Genomic DNA, 24605 nt, shown 5'->3' with positions numbered 1-24605 from the left:
TCGGTGCCCTAGCCTTCGGGACATGGCTTCCAACAACGTCTTCCTCGACATCGCGATCGGCGGGCAGCCCGCCGGCCGGCTGGTCTTCGAACTCCACTCCGACGTGGTGCCCAAGACCGCGGAGAACTTCCGCGCGCTCTGCACCGGTGAGCACGGCTTCGGGTTCAAGGGCTCGAAGTTCCACCGGATCATCCCGGGCTTCATGTGCCAGGGCGGTGACTTCACCCGCGGCGACGGCCGGGGCGGCAAGAGCATCTACGGCGAGAAGTTCGCGGACGAGAACTTCACGCTCAAGCACACCGGCCGCGGGACGCTGAGCATGGCCAACGCCGGCCCGAACAGCAACGGCTCGCAGTTCTTCATCTGCACGGAGCAGACCCCGTGGCTCGACGGCAAGCACGTCGTGTTCGGCGCGCTCGTCTCGGGCGAGGAGACGCTCGACGCCATGGAGACGCAGGGCTCGCAGAGCGGCGCGACCAAGGCCCCCGTCGAGATCGTCGACTGCGGAGAGGTGCCCGCAGCCTGAGCGCCACCCTGGTCGCCCGCGGTCTCGCCGCCGCCCACGGGGACCGGACCCTCTTCTCGGGGCTGGACCTCACCATCGCCCCCGGCGACGTCGTCGGCGTCGTCGGGGCGAACGGGGCGGGCAAGTCGACGCTGTTCCGCATGCTCGCCGGGTTGATCCCGCCCGGCGCGGGACAGGTCACGCTCTCCCCGGCAACTGCGAACGTCGGTTACCTGCCGCAGGAGCTGGCGGCGGTCCCGGGAGAGAGCGTCGGGGACCTGATCGCCCGGCGCACCGGCAACGCCGCCGCGCAGGCGGCGTTCGACGCCGCCAGCGCCGCGCTCGCGGAGGGCCGTCCGGTGGACGGCGTCCCCGCGGAGGACGCGTACAGCGTCGCCCTCGAACGCTGGATGGCTCTCGGCGGCGCCGACCTGGAGGAGCGCGCCGAGGCGACGCTGTCCGACCTCGGTCTCTCGGTCGACCTCACCGTCCCGATGACCTCGCTGTCGCGGGGGCAGGCCAACCGGGTCAGCCTCGCCGCCCTGCTGCTGGCCCGCTACGACGTCTTCCTGCTCGACGAGCCGACCAACGACCTCGACCTCGACGGCCTCGACCGCCTGGAGAAGTTCCTCGCCGGCCTGCGGACGGGCGTTGCGGTCGTCAGCCACGACCGCGAGTTCCTCGCGCGCACCGTGACGCGGGTCGTCGAACTGGACCTGGCCCAGCAGAAGGTCTCGGTCTACGGCGGTGGCTACACCGCGTACCTCCACGAGCGCGAGGTCGCGGCGCGGCGGGCCCGCGAGGAGTACGACGAGTACGCCGACCGCGTCGGCGACCTCACCGAACGGGCGCGGACGCAGCGGGCCTGGATGGAGAAGGGCGTCAAGAACGCCCGTCGCAAGGCGACCGACAACGACAAGTTCGGCCGCAAGTTCCGCTCCGAGGCGACGGAGAAGCAGGCGGCGAAGGCCCGTCAGACCGAGCGCCTGCTCGAGCGGCTCGACGTCGTCGAGGAGCCCCGCAAGGAGTGGAAGCTCCAGATGGAGATCGCGGTCGCGCCGCGGGCCGGGGCGGTCGTGGCGACCGCGAACGGTGCCCTTGTCCGCCGGGGCGACTTCACGCTCGGCCCGGTGCACCTGCAGGTGGACTGGGCCGACCGCGTGGCGATCATTGGCCCGAACGGGTCGGGCAAGTCGACCCTGCTCGCTCTGCTCCTGAGTCGTCTGCAACCTGACGAGGGGTCAGCATCGCTCGGCCCCGGGGTGATCGTCGGCGAGATCGACCAGGCCCGCTCGGCCTTCACCGGTGCCGCGACGCTGCTGCGCGCCTTCGGGGAGCAGGTGCCCGACGAGACCGAGGCCGACGTCCGGACCCTGCTCGCCAAGTACGGACTCAAGTCCCAGCACGTCCTGCGTCCGGTCGAGAGCCTGTCGCCGGGGGAGCGCACGCGCGCCGGGCTGGCGCTGCTGCAGGCCCGGGGCGTCAACCTCCTCGTCCTCGACGAGCCGACCAACCACCTCGACCTGCCGGCGATCGAGCAGTTGGAGCAGGCCCTCGAGTCGTTCCCCGGGACCCTGCTGCTGGTCTCCCACGACCGTCGCCTGCTCGAGGCCGTCCGGGTCAACCGCCGGATCGCCGTCGACAATGGCCGCGTCACCGAGCAGCCCGTCTGACAGCGCCTGGCCCGGGTTCGGACATTCCGCCCGAACGTCAACCAATCGGCCGTCGCGAGCACAGAACTGTTCAGTCCCGGATCAAACCTGGCTCGAAGATGCGGTGGACCGGGCGGGCGCTCGCCTAGGGTCGGAAGCCGGCTCGCGGACGACCTGGGGGGTCTGAAGGTGGCACGGCATCGCACGAGCGCGCGGGGGAGCCGTCGGGTGTCCCCGGCGGTGCCGGCACTCGCCGTTGTCGCGGTCCTCGGCGCCCTGCTGCCGCTCGGCTCGGCGAAGGCGGACCCGTTCCCGCTGCCGATCCCGCCGATCCCGCTGCCGCCGATTTTGTCGCCGGACTGCAGCACCGCGAGCAAGCCCATCGTCCCCACGAGCGTCACGGTGGAGGACCTCGACGACGAGATTCCCGTCGTCGCCCTGAAGCGCAAGCGGAGCGACGTCCCCGGCACCCCGCCGACCACCAAGGCCGGCCGGTGGGTGATGGCCTTCGACCTCGACAGCGGCATCCGCCCCGGCGCCCGCGCGGGCAACGCCCTGTTCAATGCGCACACCTGGCCCGACGGTAGCGCTCTCGGCAACGCCCTGCTCCGCGAGCTCCACGCGGGTGAGTCGATCGTCGTCAGCTCCGACGAGGGCACGTTCTGCTACGAGGTGAGCGACCGGCTCGAGGTCCGCGCGAGCTCCCGCGAGGCCGCCGAGCGGTACTTCGCCCGCGGCGGCGCCCACCAGCTCGCGATCGTCGTCTGCTCCGGCAAGCGCCTCGGCCCGGGGAAGTGGACCCACCGCACGATCTGGTACGCCACCCCGGTGCGCTGATCGGAGGGCGATGACGAACACGCGGGAGTTCCACCTCGAGGGCCAGGAGTTCGTGCTGCTGCAGTCGCTGCTCCAGCTCGCCGGGCTGTGCGGCACCGGCGGCGAGGCGAAGCTCCTCATCGTCGACGGCCACGTGACCGTGGACGGCGAGGTCGAGACCCGGCGCGGGAAGAAGATCCGCGCGGGCCAGCGGGTTTCGTGGGCCGGCGTGGACATCGAAGTGCTCGCCTGATCGCCCGCGTGCCCGCGAGTGACCGAACGGGGGAGTCCGGCTGCAGGAGCTGGCTTCAGAACCGCCTCCGCCGGGTGATATCATGAGTGGTATCAAGCGGGAGGTGTGTCGTGGCGTTCCCCATCCGTGGCCTCCCGGACGAGGTCGCCGAGAAGCTGGACCAGATTGCGGCCCAGCACGGGCTCAGCCGAAATGCGTACGTCGTCGAGGTCCTCACGACCCATGTACGTGAGGCTCGCCCCGAAGCCAGCCAGGACCGATTTGCGGCCGCCGCCGCCCTCGCGTCCGACTTGGGTGACGAGGACGTGATGCGGGCAGCCTGGTCGTGACCGATTGGGTCGTGGACAAGTCCGCGCTCTGGAAGCTGCCGCATTCGCCGGACTACGCGACCTGGCTCGAGCGCATCAATCGTGGCCGGGTCTGGGTGGGACTTCCCACGTCGCTGGAGGTCGCCGTGTCCAGCCGGGACGCGAACCACTGGCCGGCGATGAAAACTGATCTCTTGGCCCCGCTCTTGACCCTGAACGCGACACCGCGGTCGGAGGACATCGCGATGGAGATCATGGAGGCGCTGGTCGGAGCCAAGCTTCATCGCACCGTTTCTCTGCCTGACGTGCTGATCGCCGCCCTGGCCGTCGAGCACCGGCTGACCGTCCTGCACGACGACCAGGACTTCGAGCGCATCCACTCCGTGTACGGCGACCGGCCGGACGTCGAGCGGCTTCGACTCGCACGCTAGGACCGCATCTCGCCGACCGGAGCGAGCTGGAGGGAGGTGGCCATGACGACGATCTCGTCCCGCGAGTTCAATCAGGATGTCAGCGCCGCCAAGCGATCGGCGACGAACGAGCCGGTGATCATCACTGATCGCGGCGAACCCTCGCACGTCCTGCTATCGATCCAGGAGTACCGCCGGCTGCTCGTCGATCGGCGCACCATCGTCGACTGGTTGTCGGCCGACGACGACATCGAGCTTCCCGACGTGAGGATGGACCTGCGGCTGACGGCTCCTGATCTGTGAGCTACCTGCTCGACACCAATGTGATCAGCGAGTTGCGCAAGTCCCGGCAGCGAATCGCCGAACCGGTCCGGTCCTGGGCCGAGCGACAGATCACCCACGAATTGTCCGTCAGCGTGATCACGGTCATGGAGATCGAGATCGGCGCGCATCGAGCGCCGCGACGAGAGCCAAGGCGCGGTCCTGCGCCGCTGGTTCGACGAGGAGTTGTTGGCGGCCTTCGAAGGTCGAGTGCTGCCGATCGACCCTCGGACGTCGTCCGACGCGCCGCGACGCTTCACGTTCCCGACCCGCGACCCGAGAGGGACGCGCTGGTTTGCTGCCACCGCTCTGACTCACGGTCTTGCCGTCGCAACTCGAAACGTCGCCGACTTCGAGCTTCTAGGAGTGCCGGTGTTGAACCCGTGGGGCCAGGAGCCCGGCGCGTAGCTGGTTCTGGACCCGGCGAGCGCATGCTCGCGCCCTACCTCGGCGGCGCCGGCGCCTTGATTCTCTATAGAGCCGTAATCGGCAGCCCATCGCTGCGTCTGCTCATCCCGTCTGCTTGCGGCGCGCGCTGGACGGGAGCGACTACCCTGCGGGACATGGCGTTCGAGCGGATCGCGGCCGACCCGGGGATCATGGCTGGCGTCCCGTGCATTCGGGGCACGCGGATTCCGGTGGCCACCGTGGTGGGCATGGTCGCGGAGGGGATGACGGCGGCGGAGATCATCGCTGACTTCCCGCAGCTGACCGCAGCTGACATCAGCGATGCGCTCCGCTTCGCCGCCGCCGCGGTCGATCAATCCACTCTGCCGCTGCCGCACACGGCGTGAGATTCCTGGTCGACGAGTCGCTGCAGCAGGGGCTCGTGGGCCTGCTCGGCGGTGCCGGTCACGACGCCACGCACGTGCTCGACCTGGGGATGGGCGGCGCGCCCGATGCGGAGGTGCTCGGCCGCGCGCTGGCTGAGGACCGGATCGTGGTCACCGCCGACACCGATTTCGGAACGCTCCTCGCGCTGAGCGGAGCGGCCGGACCCAGCGTGATCCTGCTGCGACGCGGCCACCGTCGAACCCGGGAACGGGCCAGCGTCATCCTCGACGTGTTGAGCGTGGCCGAGGACCGTCTGCGTGGTGGCGCTGTCGTGACCATCGACGAGATGCGGATCCGCATTCGGAGGCTTCCGATCGAGCGGGCGTGAGCGGTCCTGCGCAACCCAGGCCGCGCACCTGGACCCGCTGCACGCCCGTCGGCCCGGTGACGGTGGCGAAGTCGTACCGGCTGCTCCGCGCGATCATGACCACCGCCGTGGAGGACGGCCTGATCCGCCAGAACCCGTGCCCCATCAAGGGCGGGGGAATGGAGGCGAGCCCGGAGCCCGCCGGGCGGGGCACCGTCGCCATTTCCGACGTGATCGTCCCCGACCTGGGCTGGCACCTGCAGCGCTTAGCCGAGCCGGGCCCCGCCGGTCGCGTCTTCGTCGGTCCGAACGGTGCGGCCCCGCGGCGCAACAACTTCACCGCCATCCGGCGCAAGGCCGTCGCCGGCGCCGACCTGTCCCGGGAGCTCCACTTTCACGACCTGCGGCACTCGGGTAACACCCTCGCGGCCGCGACCGAGGCGAGCCTGGCCGAGCTGATGCGGCGGATGGGTCACGCGGAGCTCGAGGGTTGACCTGCGGTGGAGCGTGGAGCGGGTGACCGGGATCGAACCGGCATGACCAGCTTGGAAGGCTGGGGCTCTGCCATTGAGCTACACCCGCGAGGTGCGGGGGACAGCCTAACGGCCGAGGTCACCCGGCCGGGTGGGCGATGTAGTTGACGGCGCCGGGAGCCGCCGCCGGCCCGACGCCGGAGCGCTCGATCTTGCAGGCGTTGATGGTGAACTGGGTCGCGGAGGTCGGCTGGGCGGACCAGGAGAAGGTCTGCAGCAGGGCGGCTGTCGCGGAATCCGCCGGGGTCACGACCAGGACGCTGTCCAGCAGGCTGGCTCCGGCGGGCGCGCCGGCGGTTCGGGCGGCGGTGACGGTGCTGCGGAGGCACCACTGGGCGCCCTGAGTCCCGGTGAGCGGGCTCCAGGTGAACCCGGCGCCCTTGCCGCGGAAGGTCGGCTGGATCGCGTCCTTGCCGTTCTTCCCGGCCGGGCCGGCGGGGCCCGGGACGCGGGCGGAGGGAGCCAGTTCCTTGAGCCCGAGCGAGCCGTCCTTGACGTCCCTGCCGGTCAGGGACCCGTCCTTGACGTCCTTGCCGGTGATCTGGGTGGCGGCGTAGGCCGAGCCGGCGGAGCAGGCGACGACCAGGGCGACGGTGGCGACGACCCCGGCCGGGGTCGGACGAAAACGCGACATGGCCAGCAATTGACCCCGATCGTCCGGGCCGGGCGCAATCCTCCGTCCGGCCCCTTCAGATCACCCTCCGGAACGCCGACAACTCGGGGCGAGAAGTCGAGGGGGGCCCATCATGTTCACACCCGAGCACGCCCGGATCGCGGACGACGCACGCCTGGACGCCGTGCGCTGGATCGGCGAGGCCATCCTGAACATGGATGTCTCGTTCGACCGGGTCACACGGCTGTTGTCCCATTTGACGGGGGCGCCGCTGGCGGCGTTCTCCCTCGTCGGGCTGGAGAAGCAGTTCCTGCCCTCGGTCTTCGGGGTCGAGGAGCTCGAGGAGAACGACAACGTCGGGGACGCGTTCTCCCGCGCCTGCATCGAGGCCGGCGACGTCCTCGTCGTGCGCGACGCGATGATCGACTTCCGATTCGCCGACTCGCCGATGGTCATCGGGGCCCCGTACATCCGCTTCTACGCGGGCATGACGGTGCGCGCCCCCAACGGCCAGCCGGTCGGGACCCTGTTCGTCGTCGACACCAAGCCCCGCCAGTTGGAGGACGGCGACCTGGCCGCCTTCGCGGACCTGCGCGCCCAGCTGGAGGAAATGATCCTGCTGCGCACGCTCTCGGTCCGTGACCCGGGCACCGGCCTGTACAACCGCCGGTACTTCGAGGAGCTCCTCGAGCGCGAGTACCGCCGCAGCGCCCGCAACTCCACGCCACTGACCTACATGTCGGTCGACATCGACCGCTTCGGCTCCTACAACGACGAGTGCGGGCCGGTGGCCGGCGAGCACGCGATCAAGGCCGTCTCCGCGGCCCTGCAGGAGTGCTTCGGCCGCGGCGGCGACGTCGTCGCCCGGATCGGCGGCGCGACGTTCGCGATCCTGCTCCCCGACACCGACCCCAAGGGCGCCGAGCTGATGGCCGAGCGCTGCCGGGTCGCGGTCGAGGAGCTCGACCTGGTCCACGACGGCGCGCCCGACGGGCTGCTCACGATCAGCCTCGGCGTGGTCGCCGGCGTCCCGGTGCCCGAGGTCGGCGGGGTCGAGGCGCTCGTGCGCCTCGCCGACGACGCCCTCGGCCGCGCCAAGGCCGGCGGCCGCGACCGGGCCGAGCACGTGATCCTCGGCGCGGAGCGCTAAGGCCAAGGGCTCAGTCCGCGACGTCCACCTTCGCGACGACGTGGTCGACGCGGACCCGGACGACCAGCTCCCCGGGGACGCCGTTGCGTTCGGCGTACTCGGACTCCCGGTCGGGGCCCATGTACCGGGCGCCGAGGATCCCCGCCCAGCGGTGGACCTCGTCGAGGTCGGCGCTGGTGGTCGCGGTGCCCCGGATCATGACGAAGTTGAACGGGGGTCGCTCGTCGTCCCAGCACAGGCTGACGCGGGGATCCCGGGCGATCGCCTTGCCCTTGACCGTGTCCGCGCCGGTGGTGAAGACGATCTCGTCCCGGCCGCCGCTGCGGTCCAGGGCGGTCCAGACCGGCACGACCTGGGGCGACCCGTCCGCCCGGACCACGGCGAGCTTCGCCGTCCGCGCCGGGGTCCCGCCCACGAAGTCCTGCCACCAGCCCTCGGGTGCGGCGGTGTACCCCATCGGCGGTCCCTCCACCCTCGCTGACCTGGGACTGTGGCCGCGGGCACTAGACTGCCCGCCACGCCGCGGGGCGTAGCGTAGTGGCTAGCGCGCCTGCTTTGGGGGCAGGAGATCGGGAGTTCGAGTCTCCCCGCCCCGACCGGAGGTCGGGACGAGGAGCCTCGAAGATGTTCGAGGCTCCTCTTCCTGGCCGCCCCGCTCAGGAAGATCAGCCAGTCCGGGCCGTCCCCGAGAACTCGTATCCAGCAGTCCAGCTTGAGGAGAACCACGTCGTGAAGAGCGCTGTCGAGACCCTGAACCCGACCCGGGTCCGGCTCACCGTCGAGGTTCCCTTCGAAGAGCTGAAGCCCAGCCTCGACGCGGCCTACAAGAAGATCGCCGGCCAGGTGACCGTCCCGGGCTTCCGCAAGGGCAAGGTTCCGCCGCAGATCATCGACCAGCGCTTCGGCCGCGGCGCGGTGCTGGAGGAGGCGGTCAACAACGCCATCCCGCAGTTCTACGCCGACGCGGTCACCTCCGCCGAGATCGAGGTCCTGGGTCAGCCGCAGGTCGACGTCACCAAGTTCGAGGACGGCGACGAGCTCGCGTTCACCGCCGAGGTCGACGTTCGCCCCACCATCGAGCTGCCCGAGTACAAGGGCCTTGCGATCACCGTCGACCCGGCCGAGGTGACCGACGAGGACATCGACGAGGCGCTGACCCAGCTGCGCTCGCGCTTCGCCGCCTTCACGACCGTCGAGCGTCCCGCCGAGGACGGTGACTACCTCACGCTCGACCTCTCCGGCGCCACCAAGGACGGCGAGAAGATCGACGAGGCCCAGGCGACCGGCCTGACCTACGTCGTCGGCTCGAAGACCCTCGTCGAGGGCCTGGACGACGCCGTCACCGGCATGTCCGCGGGCGACGAGAAGACCTTCTCCTCCAAGCTCGTCGCCGGCGACCGCAAGGACGAGGAGGTCGACATCACCGTCACCGTCACCGCGGTGAAGGTGCGCGAGCTCCCCGAGGTCGACGACGAGTTCGCCCAGATGGCCAGCTCCTTCGACACCGCCGAGGAGCTGCGTGCGGACACCGCCCAGTGGGTCGCCCGCAACAAGAAGCTGAACCAGGGCGGCCAGGCCCGGGACAAGGTCCTGGAGACCCTCCTGGAGCAGATCGAGATCCCGCTGCCCGAGGCCTTCCTGCACAACGAGGTCCACTTCCGCCAGGACTCGATCCGCAACCAGCTCGCCCAGGCGGGCCTGAGCCTCGAGGCCTACCTCGAGCACGAGGGCCAGACGCAGGAGGAGTTCGACGCGGACGTCGAGAAGCGTGCCGCCGAGGCCATGCGCGCCCAGTTCCTCCTCGACGCGATCGCCCGCACCGAAGAGGTGACGATCACCCAGGAGGAGATCACCCGCCACCTCATCGAGCGCGCCCAGCAGTCGGGCATGAACCCCGACCAGTTCGCGCAGCAGATCGTCCAGGCCGGCCAGGCGCAGATGCTCGTCGCCGAGGCCGTCCGCGGCAAGGCGCTGGCGATCCTCCTGACCAGCGCGGTCGTCACCGACACCGACGGCAACGCGGTCGACCTGTCCGACCTCCTCGTCGACGGCGTCGGGCCGGCCGGCGAGGGTGACGACACCGAGGCCGAGGACACCGAGGCCGAGGTCGCCGAGACCCTCGCCGCGGCCGAGGAGACCGAGGGCGACGCCCCCGCGGGCGGGGCCGCGAGCATCGCGATCCCGACCATTCCGGGCACCTGACGTTTTCGCTCTCGGCGCAGGGCGCGCGTGCCCGCCCTGCACTGCCCTGCGCTGACAGCGAACTCGGCCGGATTCGGGAAGGCCGAGGCCACCCTGGGCATTAGGGTCGTCGACGCGGCGAGGAAGATCGTCGCCGGAACGACCGACCCACGAAGCAGGTGAGGATCGAGTGCCCACATCCGACGGATATGGATTGACCCGGCTCGAGATGGCCCGCGGCGCCGAGAACGGTGGCGGCCTGGGGGAGCGCGTCTACGAGCGCCTGCTCCGCGAGCGCATCATCTTCCTCGGTTCCGAGGTCCGTGACGACATGGCGAACGCGCTCTGCGCGCAGATGCTGTTGCTCGCGGCCGAGGACCCCGAGAAGGAGATCTGGCTGTACATCAACAGCCCTGGCGGCTCGGTCTCGGCCGGCATGGCGATCTACGACACGATGCAGTACGTCAAGCCCGACGTCGGCACCGTGGCGATGGGTCTCGCCGCCTCCATGGGGCAGTTCCTGCTCTGCGCCGGCGCCCCCGGCAAGCGCTACGCGCTGCCCAACGCGCGGATCATGATGCACCAGCCGCTGGGCGGCCTCGGCGGTACCGCCTCGGACATCAAGATCCAGGCCGAGCAGATGCTCTACACCAAGAAGCGTCTGGCCCAGCAGATCGCCGAGCACACCGGCCAGACGCTGGAGCAGATCGAGAAGGACTCCGACCGCGACCGCTGGTTCACCGCGGAGCAGGCCAAGGAGTACGGCTTCGTCGACCACGTCGTGAGCAGCGCCCGGGACGTCACCGGGGCCGGAGGGACCGCATGAGCCTGAACGACAAGCCCCTGCATCTGCCGGAGGCGCGTTACGTCCTCCCGCGGTTCGTCGAGCGCACCAGCCAGGGTTACCGCGAGTACGACCCGTACGCGAAGCTCTTCGAGGAGCGCATCATCTTCCTCGGCGTCCAGGTCGACGACGCGTCCGCGAACGACGTCATGGCCCAGTTGCTGACGCTGGAGTCGATGGACCCGGACCGCGACATTCAGATCTACATCAACTCGCCCGGTGGCTCGTTCACCGCGCTGACGGCGATCTACGACACGATCCAGTTCGTCAAGCCCGACGTGCAGACCATCTGCATGGGCCAGGCGGCCTCGGCCGCAGCGGTCCTGCTGGCGGCGGGCACCCCGGGCAAGCGCCTCGCGCTGCCGAACGCGCGGATCCTGATCCACCAGCCCGCCCTCGAGGGCGGCGGCGGCCAGGCCTCCGACGTCGAGATCATCGCGAACGAGGTCCTGCGGATGCGGTCGCTGCTGGAGGAGATGATCTCCAAGCACACCGGCAAGGACATCGAGGACGTCCGTCGCGACATCGAGCGCGACAAGATCCTGACCGCTCAGCAGGCCAAGGAGTACGGGATCGTCGACGACGTGATCTCGTCCCGCAAGACCTCGCTGCTCGCGGTCAACGGGCAGGGCTGAGCCGCTCTCACCGTCCGCGCGCGCTGAACGTCTGACCTGCGGGAACTGACCGATGGACTGACCATTCGGTCAGTTCCCGCCGGCATGTTCGGCGCGGTGTGGCGGACGGTGTCCGCTCACAGCGGAATGCCCCGACTCGCCCGCTCAAGGTGGTGTGGCTCCGGGGCGCCGGAAGGTACCGTCAAGCGTCGGCTGCAAAGCCTGCAACCCGGCTGAACTGCTGGCCTGCCTTAAGGAGACTGGACCGCGTGGCACGCATCGGTGATGGCGGCGACCTGCTCAAGTGCTCGTTCTGCGGCAAGAGCCAGAAGCAGGTCAAGAAGCTGATCGCGGGTCCGGGCGTCTACATCTGCGACGAGTGCATCGATCTCTGCAACGAGATCATCGAGGAGGAGCTCTCCGACTCGACCGAGGTGCGCTGGGACGAGCTGCCCAAGCCCAAGGAGATCTGCGAGTTCCTCGACCAGTACGTGGTCGGCCAGGAGTCCGCGAAGAAGGCGCTCTCCGTCGCGGTCTACAACCACTACAAGCGCGTCCAGGCGGGCGAGGCCGGCAAGACCTCCGCCGGCGGTGACGCTGTCGAGCTCGCGAAGTCCAACATCCTGCTGATCGGCCCGACGGGCTGCGGCAAGACGCACCTGGCCCAGACGCTGGCGCGCATGCTGAACGTCCCGTTCGCGATCGCCGACGCCACCGCGCTGACCGAGGCCGGTTACGTCGGTGAGGACGTCGAGAACATCCTGCTCAAGCTGATCCAGGCCGCCGACTACGACGTCAAGAAGGCCGAGACCGGGATCATCTACATCGACGAGGTCGACAAGATCGCCCGCAAGAGCGAGAACCCGTCGATCACGCGCGACGTCTCCGGCGAGGGCGTGCAGCAGGCCCTGCTGAAGATCCTGGAGGGCACGACGGCCTCGGTGCCGCCGCAGGGCGGGCGCAAGCACCCGCACCAGGAGTTCATCCAGATCGACACCACCAACGTGCTCTTCATCGTCGGCGGCGCGTTCGCCGGACTGGAGAAGATCATCGAGGGTCGCGTCGGCAAGAAGGGCATGGGTTTCTCGGCCACGCTCCACTCGCGGACCGACCTCGACAAGACCGACGCCTTCGGCGAGGTCATGCCCGAGGACCTGCTCAAGTTCGGCATGATCCCCGAGTTCGTCGGCCGGCTCCCGGTCATCACGAGCGTCAAGAACCTCGACCGTGACGCGCTCGTGAAGATCCTCAAGGAGCCGCGCAACGCGCTCGTGAAGCAGTACCAGAAGCTCTTCGAGCTGGACAACGTCGAGCTCGAGTTCACCGACGACGCCCTTGAGGCGATCGCCGACCAGGCCATCATGCGCGCCACCGGCGCCCGCGGCCTGCGCGCGATCATGGAAGAGGTCCTGCTCTCGGTGATGTACGAGGTGCCGTCGCGCTCCGACGTCGCCCGCGTCGTCGTCACCGCCGACGTCGTCCTGGAGAACGTGAACCCGACGCTCGTTCCGCGGGACGTCGAGCGCAAGCGCGAGCGCCGCGAGAAGTCCGCGTAGGACACGTCTCACCCCGCCCGTTTGCAATTCCGGGCGGACCTCCACAGCATGAGCGGGTAGTTTCTCGACCACCTTGCTCGAATTTCTTCTGGAGGCGCACGGACGATGAACGACAGCTGGAGTTTCGAAACCAAGCAGATCCATGTGGGGCAGTCGCCGGACGAGGCGACCCACGCGCGGGCCCTGCCGATCTACCAGACGACGTCGTACACGTTCCGGAACACCGAGCACGCGGCCGCGCTGTTCGGGCTGGCCGAGTTCGGCAACATCTACACGCGCATCATGAACCCCACCCAGAACGCGGTGGAGGAGCGTGTCGCCGCGCTCGAGGGCGGCGTCGCGGCGCTGCTCGTGGCGAGCGGCCAGGCGGCCGAGACGCTGGCGATCCTCAACATCGCCGAGGCCGGCAGCCACATCGTGTCCTCGGCCGCGCTCTACGGCGGCACGTACAACCTGCTGCACTACACGCTGCCGAAGCTCGGTGTGGAGGTCACCTTCGTCGAGCCCGACGACCTGGACGGGTGGAAGGCGGCCATCCGGCCGAACACCAAGCTGTTCTTCGCCGAGACGGTCTCGAACCCGCGCAGCGACATCCTCGACATCTCCGCGGTCGCCGAGGTCGCGCACGCGGCCGGCCTGCCGCTGATCGTGGACAACACGATCCCCTCGCCGTACCTGATCCGTCCGCTGGAGCACGGCGCCGACATCGTCGTCCACTCGGCGACGAAGTACCTCGGTGGCCACGGCACCGCGATCGGTGGCGTCATCGTCGACGGTGGCCGCTTCGACTGGGCCGCCCACAGCGAGCGCTTCCCGGGCCTCACGACGCCGGACCCGAGCTACCACGGCGTCGTCTACACCGACGCCGTCGGCCCGATGGCCTACGCCATCAAGGCGCGCGTGCAGCTGCTCCGCGACATCGGCCCCGCGATCTCGCCGTTCAACGCCTTCCTGCTCGCCCAGGGCATCGAGACCCTCTCGCTGCGCATGGAGCGCCACGTCGCCAACGCGCAGAAGGTCGCGGAGTGGCTCGAGGCCCGCGACGAGGTCGAGTCGGTCAACTACGCCGGCCTGAAGTCCTCGCCGTGGCACGGCCGCATGGCCAAGTACGCCCCGCGCGGTGTCGGCGCCGTGCTCGCCTTCGAGATCGCGGGTGGCATCGAGGCCGGCCGTCGCTTCGTCGACGCGCTCGAGCTGCACAGCCACGTCGCGAACATCGGCGACGTCCGGTCCCTGGTCATCCACCCGGCGTCGACGACCCACTCGCAGCTGACGCCGGACGAGCAGGTCACCACCGGCGTCACGCCGGGCCTGGTGCGCCTCGCGGTCGGCCTGGAGCACATCGACGACATCCTGGCGGACCTGGAGGCCGGCTTCCGCGCGGCCAAGGGCGCCTGAGCACGTCCGCACACCGGGCGTAACAGCGGTTTCAGGAGCACAGTGTTCGCAGCCCATTGGGTGGAGGGCGACCCCGTCGGGGACCGGCTCTTCGCGGATCTCGGTCCCCTCGACCTCACGTTGGGTGGTTCCCTCCCGGGGGTGACGCTGGCCTACGAGACGTGGGGGGCGTTGGACGCGCAGGCGTCCAACGCCGTCCTCGTCCTGCACGCACTCACCGGTGACTCGCACGTGGTGGGGGAGCCCGGCCCCGGGCACCCCACCGGCGGGTGGTGGGACGACCTGATCGGCCCGGGCCGGCCGCTGGACACCGGCGAGGTGTTCGTCGTCGCGGCGAACATCCTCGGCGGGTGCCAGGGCAGCACGGGGCCCTCCACCCGCGGCCCGGACGGGCGGCGGCTGGGCTCGCGGTTCCCCCGCATCACCGTGACCGACCAGGTCGAGGCCGAGCGCCGGCTCGCGGACGCGCTCGGCATTCCGCGCTGGGCCGCCGTGCTCGGCGGCTCGATGGGCGGCATGCGCGCCCTGGAGTGGGCGCACACGTACCCCGACCGCGTCGGGGCCGCGCTGGTGCTGGCCGTCGGCGCGCAGGCGACCGGGGACCAGATCGGGACGCAGTCCACGCAGATCGCCGCGATCACCGGCGACCCGCTGTGGAACGGCGGCGACTTCGACGACTCGGCGCCCGAGCGCGGGCCCTGGCGGGGCATGGAGATCGCCCGCCGGATCGCGCACCTGACGTACCGCAGTGAGCAGGAACTGCAGGACCGCTTCGCCAACGCGCCGCAGGACGGTGAGGACCCGTTCGCGCCGGTGGAGCCGGGCCGCTTCGCCGTCCAGTCCTACCTCGACCACCAGGCGGGCAAGCTGACCCGTCGCTTCGACCCGGGCACCTACGTCGCGCTCTCGGACGCGATGAACACCTGGGACGTCGGACGCGGGCGCGGCGGGCTGGAGGCCGCGCTCGGCTCGATCGAGGTGCCGATGGTGGTCGCGGGCGTCGACTCCGACCGGCTCTACCCGCTGTGGCAGCAGGAGCAGATCGCCACGGCGCCGGGGACCGTCAAAGGTCTCCGGGTGATCTCCTCGCCCTACGGGCACGACGGCTTTCTCATCGAGCACGACCAGGTCTTCGCGCTCGCCGCCGAGACCGTTGCGCTCGGCCTCGCGAACCGGGCCGGCGGCGGCGACGTACGCTGACGCGGACGCTGCCCGGCGACCGAGCTGACGAGGGATCATGGCCGAACGTGACTGGGGTTTCCGCACCCGTGCCATCCACTCCGGCGCCCAGCCCGACCCGCACACCGGCGCCCGGGCAGTGCCGATCTACCAGACGGCGAGCTTCGTCTTCTCCGACACCGCGGACGCCGGCAGCCTGTTCGCGCTGCAGAAGTACGGGAACATCTACTCCCGCATCGCCAACCCGACCGTCGCCTCGCTCGAGGAGCGGATGGCCTCCCTCGAGGGCGGGCTCGGCGCGATCGCGACCGCCAGCGGCCAGGCCGCCGAGTTCCTGACGTTCGCCGCGCTCGCCGGCGCCGGTGACCAGCTCGTCGCCGCCGGGTCGCTGTACGGCGGGACGCTGACGCAGCTCGACGTGACGCTGCGCCGCTTCGGCGTCGACACGGTCTTCGTGCGGGGCACCGACCCGGCCGACTACGCGGCGGCGATCACCGACGCGACCAAGGGCCTGTTCGTCGAGGTGGTGTCGAACCCATCCGGTGAGGTCGCGGACCTCGCGGGCCTGGCCGAGGTGGCCCACGCCGCCGGGGTGCCGCTGATCGTCGACGCCACGATGGCGACGCCGTACCTGTGCCGGCCGATCGAGCACGGCGCGGACATCGTCATCCACTCGGCCACGAAGTTCCTGGGCGGGCACGGCACCACGCTCGGGGGCGTTCTCGTGGAGTCCGGGCGCTTCGACTGGGCCAACGGCCGCTTCCCGCGCATGACCGAGCCGATCCCGAGCTACGGCGGCCTGACCTGGGCCGGGAACTTCGGCATCTACGGCTGGCTGACCCAGGTCCGTTCCGAGCAGTTGCGCGACATCGGCCCGGCGCTGACGCCGATGGCGGCGTTCCTGCTGCTGCAGGGGATCGAGACGCTGCCGCAGCGGATGTCCGCGCACGTCGCGAACGCCGCGGCCGTCGCCGCGTGGCTGGAGGCGGACCCGCGGGTGTCCTACGTCCGCTACGCGGGGCTGCCCTCGCACCCCCACCACGAGCGGGCACAGCGTTACCTGCCGGAGGGGCCGGGCGCGGTGTTCTCGTTCGGCGTCGTCGGCGGCCGCGCGGCGGGGGAGGCGTTCATCGAGAACGTCCGGCTCGCCTCGCACCTGGCGAACATCGGCGACGTCCGAACGCTCGTCATCCACCCGGGCAGCACCACCCATCGTCAGCTGACGGAGGATCAGCTGGCGGCGGCGGGCGTGCCGGGCGACCTGGTGCGCATCAGCGTCGGGCTCGAGGACGTCGACGACATCCTGTGGGACCTCGACCAGGCGCTCGCCGCGGCGCAGAAGGCGGTGGCCTCGTGACCGGAACCCCGGCGGCGAATCTCTCCATCGGGGAGCGGGCCCGGATCGTCCGTGAGACGCGGTCCGTCGCGGTCCTCGGCGCCTCGGCGAATCCGGCGCGGGCGAGCTACTTCGTCTCGACCTACCTGCTCGCGAGCACCAACTACGACGTCTACTTCGTCAACCCGACGGCGTCGGAGATCCTCGGCCGGCCGGTGTACCCGAGCCTCGACGCGCTGCCGGTCGTCCCCGACCTCGTCGACGTCTTCCGCCGGGCGAGCGAGCTCGACGAGGCGCTGACCGACACCATTCAGGTCGGCGCGAGGACCTTCTGGCTCCAACTCGGTCTCACCGACGCCGCCGTCGAGGCCCGCGCCGCCGAGGCGGGCCTGCAGGTCGTCGCCGACCGGTGCCTCAAGATCGAACACGCCCGCTTCGCCGGGGGCCTCCACCTCGCCGGCTTCGACACCGGCGTCATCGACTCCCGCCGGTCCGCCCGCTAGTTCATCGGCCGCTTCGCGAGGCCGCCCGCGCACCACGCGGCGTAGTCGAACTCGTCGGGGTTCGCCATGAGGTGCTCCGAGCGGTCGGCCCAGACCTCGAGCCAGGAGTTGCCGCTCGCGCGGGCCTTCGCGATCAACGGCTCGAGATCGGCGGCGGGGACGGATCGGTGGGCCGACCGCACCGCGTCCCCGATCAGGACGTAGAGGGCGCCGAGCAGATAGCGCCGCGAGGGACAGGCCTCGTCCGCGACCAGGTCGATCAGGACGCCCGCGTGTGCCGGGGTGGCGAGGACGAGGTCCCAGTCCTCCATCGGCTCCAGGTCGTTGCAGCCGGCCCACTTGCGGATCTCGTCCGGCGTCGGGTTCGCCGCGTCGGCGAACTTGACCTTCGGTTTCGGCACCGCTCAGCCCCCCACGGGAAGGCCGAGGCCGGGAAGGACGGTGGCGCCGGGGATCTCGGCGACCGCGGCCCCGGGGAGCTCGACCTTCGACCGGCGCAGGCCGCTGCCGATGACGACGCGAGAACTGGCGACGACGGCGGGGTCGACGAGCAGGACGTAGTTCTCCGGGAGCCCCAGCGGGGTGATCCCGCCGTACTCCATGCCGGTGTCGGCGACGGCCTCCTCCATCGGGGCGAACGAGGCCTTCCGGGCGTTCACGTGCCTGCGGACCAGCCCGTTCACGTCGGCTCGGGTGGTGGCGAGGACGAGGCAGGCGACGGGCGTCACGGTCTCGCCCCGGCGGCCGTGGACCACGACGCAGTTCGCGGACTCGGCCAGGGGCTCGTCGTAGGCGGCGCAGAACGCGGCGGTGTCGGCGAGCTCCGGGTCGATCTCGGCGACCCGGATCGCGTCGACGGGGGTGCGCCCGGCCCAGGCGGCGACCGCGGCGGCCACGGGCGGGGCGAGCAGGTCGGTCCGGGCGGCGGCGGGCGAATAGTCGAGCGAAGTCACGCACCCCATCCTGCCTGGGTATATCGGTTCGGACCGAGGGGCTCCCGCTCCGTAGACTTCCGCGCGTGACTGACCAGACCACCCGCGCTGCCGCTGACCTCCCGACCCGCTACACGCCGGCGGAGGTAGAGGGTCCGCTGTACCAGCGGTGGGTGGCTGCGCGGTACTTCGAGGTCGACGCGAACTCGGACAAGCCGGCGTACTGCATCGTCATCCCGCCGCCGAACGTGACCGGGTCGCTGCACCTCGGCCACGCGTTCGAGCACACCCTGATCGACGCCCTGGTCCGCCGCCGCCGCATGCAGGGGTACGAGGCGCTGTGGCTGCCCGGCATGGACCACGCCGGCATCGCGACCCAGAACGTGGTCGAGCGCGAGCTGGCCAAGGAGGGCGTCTCCCGCCACGACCTCGGCCGCGAGGCGTTCGTGGAGAAGGTCTGGGAGTGGAAGGCCGAGTCCGGCGGCAAGATCCTGGGCCAGATGAAGCGCCTCGGCGACGGCGTCGCCTGGGAGCGCGAGCGCTTCACGATGGACGAGGGCCTGTCCAAGGCCGTCCAGACGATGTTCAAGCGGCTCTACGACGACGAGCTGATCTACCGCGCCGAGCGCATCATCAACTGGTGCCCGCGGTGCCGGACCGCGCTCTCGGACATCGAGGTCGAGCACCAGGAGGACCCGGGCGAGCTCGTCTCGATCCGCTACGGCGACGGGGACGCCTCGATCGTCGTGGCGACCACGCGCGCCGAGACGATGCTCGGTGACACCGCAGTGGCGGTCCACCCGGAGGACGAGCGCTACCGGCACCTGATCGGCACCACCGTCGAGCTGCCGTTGACGGGGCGTCAGATTCCGATCGTCGCCGACGAGCACGTCGACCCCGAGTTCGGCACCGGCGCCGTGAAGGTGACACCGGCGCACGACCCGAACGACTTCGCGATCGGCCAGCGGCACAACCTGCCCTCGGTTCCGATCATGGACGAGGCCGCGATCGTGACCGCGCACGGCCCGTTCCAGGGCATGGACCGGTTCGAGGCCCGGCCCGCCGTCGTCGCCGCGCTGCGTGCCGAGGGCCGCATCGTCGCGGAGAAGCGGCCGTACCTGCATTCGGTCGGGCACTGCTCCCGGTGCAAGACCGTGGTCGAGCCGCGCCTGAGCCTGCAGTGGTTCGTTCACGTCGGCCCGCTGGCTCAGGCCGCGGGCGACGCGGTGCGTGACGGCCGCGTGACGATCCACCCCAAGGAGCTCGAGCCGCGCTGGTTCGCGTGGGTCGACAACATGCACGACTGGTGCATCTCCCGCCAGCTGTGGTGGGGCCACCGGATCCCGGTCTGGTACGGCCCGAACGACGAGGTCGTCTGCGTCGGGCCGGACGAGGAACCGCCGAGCGGCGATGGCTGGACGCAGGACGAGGACGTCCTCGACACCTGGTTCTCCTCCGCCCTGTGGCCGTTCTCGACGCTCGGGTGGCCGGAGCGCACGCCGGAGCTCGCGAAGTTCTACCCGAACTCGGTCCTGTACACGGGCTACGACATCCTCTTCTTCTGGGTCGCCCGGATGATGATGTTCGGCCTGTACGCGATGAAGGATGACGCTCCGTCAGGCCGCGACATCCCGTTCCACACCATCGGCCTGCACGGCATGGTGCGCGACCAGTTCGGCAAGAAGATGAGCAAGTCCTTCGGCAACGCCGTGGACCCGCTCGACTGGATGGACGCCTACGGCTCCGACGCGCTGCGCTTCACGCTGGCCCGCGGGGCGAACCCCGGCACCGACGCGCCCATCGGTGAGGACTGGGTGGCGGGCTCGCGCAACTTCTGCAACAAGCTCTGGAACGCGACCCGGTTCGCGCTGATCAACGGCGCCACCGTCGAGACCGCGGTGCCGCCGCGCGAGCAGCTCTCCCCGGCGGACCGGTGGATGCTCTCGCGGCTGCACGCGACCGTCGCCGAGGTCGACGCGTTCTACGAGGACTACGAGTTCGCGAAGGCCACCGAGGCGCTCTACCACCTGGTGTGGGACGAGTTCTGCGACTGGTACCTCGAGCTCGCCAAGGCCCCGCTGGCCCGCGGCGGCGCGGAGGCCGAGACCACCCGCGCGGTGCTCGGCCACACCCTCGACGTCCTGCTCAAGCTGCTGCACCCGGTGATCCCGTTCGTCACCGAGGAGCTCTGGACGACGCTGACCGGCGGCGAGTCGATCGTCATCGCCCCGTGGCCGACCGCGGACGCCTCCTGCGCCGACGCCGACGCCGAGGCCCAGATCACCGCGGTGCAGGACCTCGTCACCGAGATCCGCCGCTTCCGCTCCGACCAGGGCGTCCCGCCGTCGAAGAAGGTGGCTGCGCGCATCACCTGCGACGGCAGCGTTCCGGGTCTCGCGGAGCACGCCGACCAGGTCCGCGCCCTGACCCGGCTTACCGAGCCCGAGGACGGGTTCACGGCCGGCGCGACGCTCGAGCGCAAGGGCGCGGTCGTCGAGCTCGACCTCTCCGGCGCGATCGACGTCGGGGCCGAGCGGGCCCGGCTGGAGAAAGACCTCGCGGCCGCGCGCAAGGAGATCGAGGTCGCCGACGCGAAACTCGCCAACGCCGCCTTCCTCGCCAAGGCGCCGGAGTCGGTCGTCGCGAAGATCCGCGGGCGCAAGGAGACCGCCGAGGCGGACGTCGCCCGCATCTCCGGTCAGCTCGACGCACTGCCCGCGTCGTGACGTCGCCCGCAGGGGAGTTGAGCGTCGCCGAGATCGAGGCGGCGCTGCTCACCCGGTGGCCGGAGTCGAAGCTCGAGCCGAGCCTGGACCGGATCCGCGCGCTGACCGACCTCCTCGGTGAGCCGCAGACGTCGTACCCCGTCATTCACATCACCGGGACCAACGGCAAGACCAGCACGGCGCGGATGATCGAGTCGCTGCTGCGCGCGTTCGGTCTCCGCACCGGGTTGTTCACCAGCCCGCACCTGGAGACGCTGCGCGAGCGGATCTGCTTCGACGGGGAGCCGATCGACGAAGAGCGCTTCGTCGAGACCTACCGCGACGTCGAGCCGTACCTCGGTCTGGTCGACGCCAAGTCGGAGGCGGAGGGCGGGCCGCGGCTCTCGTACTTCGAGGTGATGGTCGGGCTCGCCTACGCGGCGTTCGCCGACGCCCCGGTCGACGTCGCGATCGTCGAGGTCGGCATGGGCGGCGCCTGGGACGCCACGAACGTGGCGGACGGTCAGGTCGCGGTCGTCACACCGATCGCGATCGACCACGTGAACTACCTCGGCGACACGATCACCGGGATCGCGGGGGAGAAGGCCGGGATTCTCAAGCCCAACGCCTTCGCGGTGCTCGCGCAGCAGTCGGTCGAGGTCGCGGAGATTCTGCTCGGCCGCGCGGGCGAGGTCGAGGCCACCGTCGCGCGCGAGGGCCTGGAGTTCGGGCTCCGCGGGCGCCTGGGTGCGGTCGGCGGGCAGGTGCTCGCGATCCAGGGTCTCGGTGGGCTGTACGAGGAACTGTTCCTGCCGCTGATCGGCGAGCACCAGGCGCACAACGCGGCCTGCGCCCTCGCCACCGTCGAGGCGTTCCTCGGTGGGGGCCGCGGGGAGCTCGACGTCGACGTCCTGCGTACCGGCTTCGCCGCCGTCCGCTCGCCGGGTCGGCTGGAGGTCGTCCGCCGCTCGCCGACGATCGTCCTCGACGCGGCGCACAACCCGCACGGCGCGGAGGCGACCGCCGCCGCGGTCGGCACCGACTTCGGCTTCACCCGGCTGATCGGCGTCCTCGGCGTCCTGTCCGACAAGGACGCCCGCGGGATCCTCGCCGCGTTCGAGCCCGTGCTCGCCGAGGTCGTCATCACCAACGTCCCCGGCCCGCGGTCGATGGACGCCGACGCGCTGGCCGCCCAGGCCGTCGAGATCTTCGGCGAGGACCGGGTCGAGGTCGTCCCGCGCCTCGACGACGCGATCGAGGCCGCGGTGGCGCTGGCCGAGGACGGCGCCGACGACCTCGGAGGGCTCGGCGTCCTCGTCACCGGGTCGGTCGTGCTCGCCGGGGCGGCGCGGCACCTGCTGCAGGGCACACCCGCGCGGGATCAGGCGTGAGCGGCGAGTACGAACCTCGTGGCCTGACCGAGGCCTCGCGGATCAAGATGACCCGCCGGCTGTGCTCGGTGGTGCTGATCTTCGAGGGGCTGGTCGTGTTCTTCGGGGCGCTGGTCGCCTCGCGCATGTCCGACGACGTGTCCTCCGGCACGGCGCTCGCGGTCGGGGGCGGGCTCGCACTCGGGTGCGTGCTCGCGACCGGGCTGCTGCGCTCGCCCGCGGGGATCCCGGTCGGCTGGGCGATGCAGGTGCTCGTCCTGCTCACTGCGATCGTGGTGCCCGTGATGGTGATCCTCGGCCTGATCTTCGGCGGGCTCTGGATCGCCGCCCTCCGGATCGGGCGGATGGTCGCCGAGGGTTACCCGGGTGGCGGCGGATAGGCTCGCCGCGTTCCGCGCACTGTCGAATCGCACTTGCCTAGGAGTTCCGCGTGTCCGAGAAGACCCTCGTCCTCGTCAAGCCGGACGGCGTGCGCCGCGGCCTGGTGGGCCAGATCCTGTCCCGCTTTGAGGCCAAGGGCTTCACGATCGAGGCGATGAAGCTCCAGACCGTCGACAAGCAGCTCGCCGACCAGCACTACGCCGAGCACGTCGAGAAGGGCTGGTACCCCGAGCTCCGCGAGTTCATCACCTCGGGCCCGCTGGTCGCCCTGATCCTCTCCGGCGACGAGGCGATCACCGTCGTCCGCGGCATCGTCGGCGCCACCGACGGCCGCAAGGCCGCCCCGGGCACCGTCCGCGGCGACTTCTCGCTCTCCAACCAGGAGAACCTGATCCACGCCTCCGACAGCGCCGAGTCCGCCGCCCGCGAGATCGCGCTCTGGTTCCCGGAGCTCTGAGGCACCGCTCCCCGCGCTTCCCTGCACTTCCCGACCGGCCGCTCGCTCCGAGCGGCCGGTCGTTTTTTGTGCCCGTATCGGGCCATAACGGGCGCCCGCCGGAAGCGTGGCTGTGAAGCGCCGCGCCGTCGCGCGTCGCTGCCGTGATCTTGACCTGCGCATGGCTATCGTCGCCTCACACGGGGTATAGCTTCACACCTGTCACACCCGTCACTCTCGCCCCGGAAGGCTCGTCTGATGACAACACTCGAGACACCGCCCACCGGGACGGGACTGGCCCCGGAACACAAGCTCGTCATCGACGACGCCCCGGAGGCGAAGGTCCCGGCCCCCCGGCCGGCCACCCCTGCGCGGAACCCGCTCGGCGGGTTCTCCATGGCCTCGCCGATGTCCAAGTTCGTCGGCCGCGACATCGGGGTCGACCTCGGCACCGCGAACACCCTCGTCTACGTCCGTGGCCGCGGCATCGTGCTCAACGAGCCGTCCGTCGTCGCCATCAACACGATGACGGGCGCGGTCGTGGCCGTCGGCTCCGAGGCCAAGCAGATGATCGGCCGCACCCCGGCGCACGTCGTGGCCGTCCGGCCGCTGCGCGACGGTGTGATCGCGGACTTCGAGATCACCGAGCGGATGCTCCGCTACTTCATCCAGAAGGTGCACCGCCGCCGCTACTTCGCGAAGCCGCGCGTCGTCGTGTGCGTGCCCTCGGGCATCACCGGCGTCGAGCGCCGCGCGGTCATCGAGGCCGCCAGCCAGGCCGGGGCCCGCCAGGTCCACATCGTCGAGGAGCCGATGGCGGCCGCGATCGGTGCCGCGCTCCCGGTGGCCGAGGCGACCGGCAGCATGGTCGTCGACATCGGCGGGGGCACCACCGAGGTCGCGATCATCTCCCTCGGCGGCATCGTGAACGCCCAGTCGATCCGCACCGCCGGTGACGAGTTCGACGAGGCGATCATCAACCACGTCAAGAAGGTCTACTCGCTGATGCTCGGGGAGCGGTCGGCCGAGGAGATCAAGATGACGCTCGCCGCGGCGGTTCCGCTGGCGAACCCGGAGGTCGCCGAGATCCGTGGGCGTGACCTCGTGACCGGCCTGCCGAAGACGATCGTCGTCTCGTCGGAGGACGTCCGCGACGCGATCGCCGAGCCCGTGCAGGCGATCATCGACGCCGTCCGCAACACGCTCGACTCGTGCCCGCCCGAGCTCGCCGCCGACATCATGGAGCGCGGCATCATGCTCACCGGCGGCGGCGCGCTCCTGCGCGGTCTGGACCAGCGACTGTCGGACGAGACCGGGATGCCGGTCGTCATCGCGTCCGACCCGCTGGACTGCGTCGCGCTCGGCGCCGGCAAGTGTGTGGACGAGTTCGACGCGCTGCAGGCCGTGATGGCCCCGCACAACCCGTACCAGCACCGCTTCTGACGCG

General features: G+C 70.7%; 28 protein-coding genes, 2 tRNA genes and 1 pseudogene. 26 read left to right on the top strand and 5 right to left on the bottom strand.

The features are described 5' to 3' along the window. The first annotated feature begins 22 nt into the window (after window positions 1–22). From SPOPO_RS0125400 to SPOPO_RS31600, 11 genes and pseudogenes are all read left to right on the top strand, one after another. Window positions 23–526: a peptidylprolyl isomerase gene (locus SPOPO_RS0125400; protein ID WP_019878020.1), complete on the top strand. Its 504-nt coding sequence runs from the start codon at window positions 23–25 to the stop codon at window positions 524–526. Then, the gene (locus SPOPO_RS0125395) at window positions 523–2178 is read left to right on the top strand and encodes an ATP-binding cassette domain-containing protein (RefSeq protein ID WP_028985117.1); all 1656 of its coding nucleotides are present in this window, start codon (window positions 523–525) and stop codon (window positions 2176–2178) included. The genes SPOPO_RS0125400 and SPOPO_RS0125395 overlap by 4 nt, the downstream gene beginning before the upstream one ends. Window positions 2179–2385: 207 nt before the next feature. Continuing rightward, the gene (locus SPOPO_RS0125390; protein WP_019878018.1) at window positions 2386–2994 is read left to right on the top strand and encodes a class F sortase; all 609 of its coding nucleotides are present in this window, start codon (window positions 2386–2388) and stop codon (window positions 2992–2994) included. A gap of 10 nt (window positions 2995–3004) precedes the next feature. Further along, window positions 3005–3226 (top strand): RNA-binding S4 domain-containing protein, encoded by a 222-nt coding sequence (locus SPOPO_RS0125385; RefSeq protein ID WP_019878017.1) that lies wholly within the window; start codon window positions 3005–3007, stop codon window positions 3224–3226. A gap of 110 nt (window positions 3227–3336) precedes the next feature. Then, on the top strand, window positions 3337–3555 hold the full coding sequence (vapB, locus tag SPOPO_RS0125380) for a type II toxin-antitoxin system VapB family antitoxin (protein WP_019878016.1): 219 nt from the start codon (window positions 3337–3339) through the stop codon (window positions 3553–3555). Beyond that, window positions 3552–3965, top strand: coding sequence for a PIN domain-containing protein (locus SPOPO_RS0125375; RefSeq protein ID WP_019878015.1), 414 nt, complete (start codon window positions 3552–3554; stop codon window positions 3963–3965). The genes vapB and SPOPO_RS0125375 overlap by 4 nt, the downstream gene beginning before the upstream one ends. 42 nt (window positions 3966–4007) lie before the next feature. Continuing rightward, the gene (locus SPOPO_RS0125370; RefSeq protein WP_019878014.1) at window positions 4008–4247 is read left to right on the top strand and encodes a type II toxin-antitoxin system Phd/YefM family antitoxin; all 240 of its coding nucleotides are present in this window, start codon (window positions 4008–4010) and stop codon (window positions 4245–4247) included. Further along, window positions 4244–4673 (top strand): annotated as a pseudogene (locus tag SPOPO_RS36100) (PIN domain-containing protein). Before SPOPO_RS0125370 ends, SPOPO_RS36100 begins: the two are co-directional and overlap by 4 nt. A gap of 155 nt (window positions 4674–4828) precedes the next feature. Then, window positions 4829–5059: a DUF433 domain-containing protein gene (locus SPOPO_RS0125365; protein ID WP_028985115.1), complete on the top strand. Its 231-nt coding sequence runs from the start codon at window positions 4829–4831 to the stop codon at window positions 5057–5059. Then, window positions 5056–5427, top strand: coding sequence for a DUF5615 family PIN-like protein (locus tag SPOPO_RS0125360; RefSeq protein WP_019878012.1), 372 nt, complete (start codon window positions 5056–5058; stop codon window positions 5425–5427). Before SPOPO_RS0125365 ends, SPOPO_RS0125360 begins: the two co-directional genes overlap by 4 nt. A 56-nt stretch (window positions 5428–5483) precedes the next feature. After that, on the top strand, window positions 5484–5900 hold the full coding sequence (locus SPOPO_RS31600) for a site-specific integrase (protein WP_019878010.1): 417 nt from the start codon (window positions 5484–5486) through the stop codon (window positions 5898–5900). 14 nt (window positions 5901–5914) lie between these two features. On the opposite strand, the gene SPOPO_RS0125350 is transcribed toward SPOPO_RS31600, so the two are convergent. Further along, window positions 5915–5988 (bottom strand) — tRNA-Gly (locus SPOPO_RS0125350). Window positions 5989–6018: 30 nt separating this feature from the next. Beyond that, window positions 6019–6573 (bottom strand): hypothetical protein, encoded by a 555-nt coding sequence (locus tag SPOPO_RS0125345; protein ID WP_019878009.1) that lies wholly within the window; start codon window positions 6571–6573, stop codon window positions 6019–6021. A gap of 112 nt (window positions 6574–6685) precedes the next feature. Between SPOPO_RS0125345 and SPOPO_RS0125340 the strand changes: the two genes are divergently transcribed. Next, entirely contained in the window at window positions 6686–7702 is a 1017-nt protein-coding gene (locus tag SPOPO_RS0125340) for a sensor domain-containing diguanylate cyclase (RefSeq protein WP_019878008.1), read from the top strand. A 10-nt stretch (window positions 7703–7712) separates the two neighbouring features. Here SPOPO_RS0125340 and SPOPO_RS0125335 read toward each other — a convergent pair whose 3' ends face one another. Continuing rightward, window positions 7713–8159, bottom strand: coding sequence for a PPOX class F420-dependent oxidoreductase (locus SPOPO_RS0125335; protein WP_019878007.1), 447 nt, complete (start codon window positions 8157–8159; stop codon window positions 7713–7715). Between the two features lie 66 nt (window positions 8160–8225). Here SPOPO_RS0125335 and SPOPO_RS0125330 point away from each other — a divergent pair. The 9 genes from SPOPO_RS0125330 to SPOPO_RS0125290 all read left to right on the top strand — a co-directional run bounded on the left by SPOPO_RS0125330 (window position 8226) and on the right by SPOPO_RS0125290 (window position 17313). Next, window positions 8226–8298: transfer RNA gene (locus SPOPO_RS0125330), tRNA-Pro, on the top strand. A gap of 133 nt (window positions 8299–8431) precedes the next feature. Next, complete coding sequence (gene tig / locus SPOPO_RS0125325; RefSeq protein WP_019878006.1) at window positions 8432–9904, top strand: trigger factor; 1473 nt, start codon at window positions 8432–8434, stop codon at window positions 9902–9904. Window positions 9905–10112: 208 nt separating this feature from the next. Next, the gene (locus SPOPO_RS0125320) at window positions 10113–10709 is read left to right on the top strand and encodes an ATP-dependent Clp protease proteolytic subunit (RefSeq protein WP_033387379.1); all 597 of its coding nucleotides are present in this window, start codon (window positions 10113–10115) and stop codon (window positions 10707–10709) included. Further along, window positions 10706–11362: an ATP-dependent Clp protease proteolytic subunit gene (locus SPOPO_RS0125315; RefSeq protein ID WP_019878004.1), complete on the top strand. Its 657-nt coding sequence runs from the start codon at window positions 10706–10708 to the stop codon at window positions 11360–11362. The genes SPOPO_RS0125320 and SPOPO_RS0125315 overlap by 4 nt, the downstream gene beginning before the upstream one ends. Window positions 11363–11610: 248 nt before the next feature. Continuing rightward, window positions 11611–12897 (top strand): ATP-dependent Clp protease ATP-binding subunit ClpX, encoded by a 1287-nt coding sequence (clpX, locus tag SPOPO_RS0125310; RefSeq protein ID WP_019878003.1) that lies wholly within the window; start codon window positions 11611–11613, stop codon window positions 12895–12897. A gap of 105 nt (window positions 12898–13002) precedes the next feature. Beyond that, entirely contained in the window at window positions 13003–14295 is a 1293-nt protein-coding gene (locus SPOPO_RS0125305; RefSeq protein ID WP_019878002.1) for a bifunctional o-acetylhomoserine/o-acetylserine sulfhydrylase, read from the top strand. A gap of 42 nt (window positions 14296–14337) precedes the next feature. After that, a complete protein-coding gene (gene metX, locus SPOPO_RS0125300) occupies window positions 14338–15495 on the top strand; it encodes a homoserine O-acetyltransferase MetX (RefSeq protein WP_051098451.1) in 1158 nt (385 codons plus the stop codon). A 37-nt stretch (window positions 15496–15532) separates the two neighbouring features. Next, entirely contained in the window at window positions 15533–16831 is a 1299-nt protein-coding gene (locus SPOPO_RS0125295; protein WP_019878000.1) for an O-acetylhomoserine aminocarboxypropyltransferase/cysteine synthase family protein, read from the top strand. Beyond that, on the top strand, window positions 16828–17313 hold the full coding sequence (locus SPOPO_RS0125290; RefSeq protein WP_019877999.1) for a CoA-binding protein: 486 nt from the start codon (window positions 16828–16830) through the stop codon (window positions 17311–17313). Before SPOPO_RS0125295 ends, SPOPO_RS0125290 begins: the two co-directional genes overlap by 4 nt. Here SPOPO_RS0125290 and SPOPO_RS0125285 read toward each other — a convergent pair. Both SPOPO_RS0125285 and SPOPO_RS0125280 read right to left on the bottom strand, forming a co-directional pair. After that, on the bottom strand, window positions 17310–17714 hold the full coding sequence (locus SPOPO_RS0125285) for a hypothetical protein (protein ID WP_019877997.1): 405 nt from the start codon (window positions 17712–17714) through the stop codon (window positions 17310–17312). The genes SPOPO_RS0125290 and SPOPO_RS0125285 overlap by 4 nt on opposite strands. 3 nt (window positions 17715–17717) lie before the next feature. Continuing rightward, window positions 17718–18275 carry a YbaK/EbsC family protein gene (locus SPOPO_RS0125280; protein WP_033385193.1) on the bottom strand — a complete coding sequence of 186 codons (558 nt, stop codon included), beginning with the start codon at window positions 18273–18275 and terminating at the stop codon, window positions 17718–17720. Window positions 18276–18331: 56 nt separating this feature from the next. On the opposite strand from SPOPO_RS0125280, the gene SPOPO_RS0125275 reads away from it, so the two are divergent. From SPOPO_RS0125275 to SPOPO_RS0125255, 5 genes are all read left to right on the top strand, one after another. Next, on the top strand, window positions 18332–20971 hold the full coding sequence (locus tag SPOPO_RS0125275) for a valine--tRNA ligase (protein WP_019877995.1): 2640 nt from the start codon (window positions 18332–18334) through the stop codon (window positions 20969–20971). Then, a complete protein-coding gene (locus SPOPO_RS0125270; RefSeq protein ID WP_033385191.1) occupies window positions 20968–22341 on the top strand; it encodes a bifunctional folylpolyglutamate synthase/dihydrofolate synthase in 1374 nt (457 codons plus the stop codon). The genes SPOPO_RS0125275 and SPOPO_RS0125270 overlap by 4 nt, the downstream gene beginning before the upstream one ends. Continuing rightward, window positions 22338–22721, top strand: a complete 384-nt coding sequence (locus tag SPOPO_RS0125265; RefSeq protein ID WP_019877993.1) for a DUF4233 domain-containing protein — start codon at window positions 22338–22340, stop codon at window positions 22719–22721. The genes SPOPO_RS0125270 and SPOPO_RS0125265 overlap by 4 nt, the downstream gene beginning before the upstream one ends. A gap of 50 nt (window positions 22722–22771) precedes the next feature. Further along, a complete protein-coding gene (gene ndk / locus SPOPO_RS0125260; protein WP_019877992.1) occupies window positions 22772–23179 on the top strand; it encodes a nucleoside-diphosphate kinase in 408 nt (135 codons plus the stop codon). Window positions 23180–23554: 375 nt separating this feature from the next. Beyond that, entirely contained in the window at window positions 23555–24601 is a 1047-nt protein-coding gene (locus tag SPOPO_RS0125255; protein ID WP_028985112.1) for a rod shape-determining protein, read from the top strand. The last annotated feature ends 4 nt before the right edge of the window (window positions 24602–24605 follow it).

It is taken from the genome of Sporichthya polymorpha DSM 43042 (genome assembly GCF_000384115.1).
Taxonomy (GTDB): Bacteria; Actinomycetota; Actinomycetes; order Sporichthyales; family Sporichthyaceae; genus Sporichthya; species Sporichthya polymorpha.
The sequence above is the reverse complement of the archived record's forward strand: the minus strand, read 5'-3'. Positions and strand labels throughout refer to the sequence as shown.

Bases quoted from the DNA above. Each gene is read 5' to 3' on its own strand.
- SPOPO_RS0125400 (WP_019878020.1), top strand. From the start codon at position 23: ATGGCTTCCAACAACGTCTTCCTCGACATCGCGATCGGCGGGCAGCCC.
- SPOPO_RS0125385 (WP_019878017.1), top strand. From the start codon at position 3,005: ATGACGAACACGCGGGAGTTCCACCTCGAGGGCCAGGAGTTCGTGCTG.
- SPOPO_RS0125370 (WP_019878014.1), top strand. From the start codon at position 4,008: ATGACGACGATCTCGTCCCGCGAGTTCAATCAGGATGTCAGCGCCGCC.
- SPOPO_RS0125365 (WP_028985115.1), top strand. From the start codon at position 4,829: ATGGCGTTCGAGCGGATCGCGGCCGACCCGGGGATCATGGCTGGCGTC.
- SPOPO_RS0125345 (WP_019878009.1), bottom strand. From the start codon at position 6,573: ATGTCGCGTTTTCGTCCGACCCCGGCCGGGGTCGTCGCCACCGTCGCC.
- SPOPO_RS0125340 (WP_019878008.1), top strand. From the start codon at position 6,686: ATGTTCACACCCGAGCACGCCCGGATCGCGGACGACGCACGCCTGGAC.
- SPOPO_RS0125335 (WP_019878007.1), bottom strand. From the start codon at position 8,159: ATGGGGTACACCGCCGCACCCGAGGGCTGGTGGCAGGACTTCGTGGGC.
- SPOPO_RS0125320 (WP_033387379.1), top strand. From the start codon at position 10,113: ATGGCCCGCGGCGCCGAGAACGGTGGCGGCCTGGGGGAGCGCGTCTAC.
- SPOPO_RS0125315 (WP_019878004.1), top strand. From the start codon at position 10,706: ATGAGCCTGAACGACAAGCCCCTGCATCTGCCGGAGGCGCGTTACGTC.
- SPOPO_RS0125305 (WP_019878002.1), top strand. From the start codon at position 13,003: ATGAACGACAGCTGGAGTTTCGAAACCAAGCAGATCCATGTGGGGCAG.
- SPOPO_RS0125295 (WP_019878000.1), top strand. From the start codon at position 15,533: ATGGCCGAACGTGACTGGGGTTTCCGCACCCGTGCCATCCACTCCGGC.
- SPOPO_RS0125280 (WP_033385193.1), bottom strand. From the start codon at position 18,275: ATGGGGTGCGTGACTTCGCTCGACTATTCGCCCGCCGCCGCCCGGACC.
- SPOPO_RS0125255 (WP_028985112.1), top strand. From the start codon at position 23,555: ATGGCCTCGCCGATGTCCAAGTTCGTCGGCCGCGACATCGGGGTCGAC.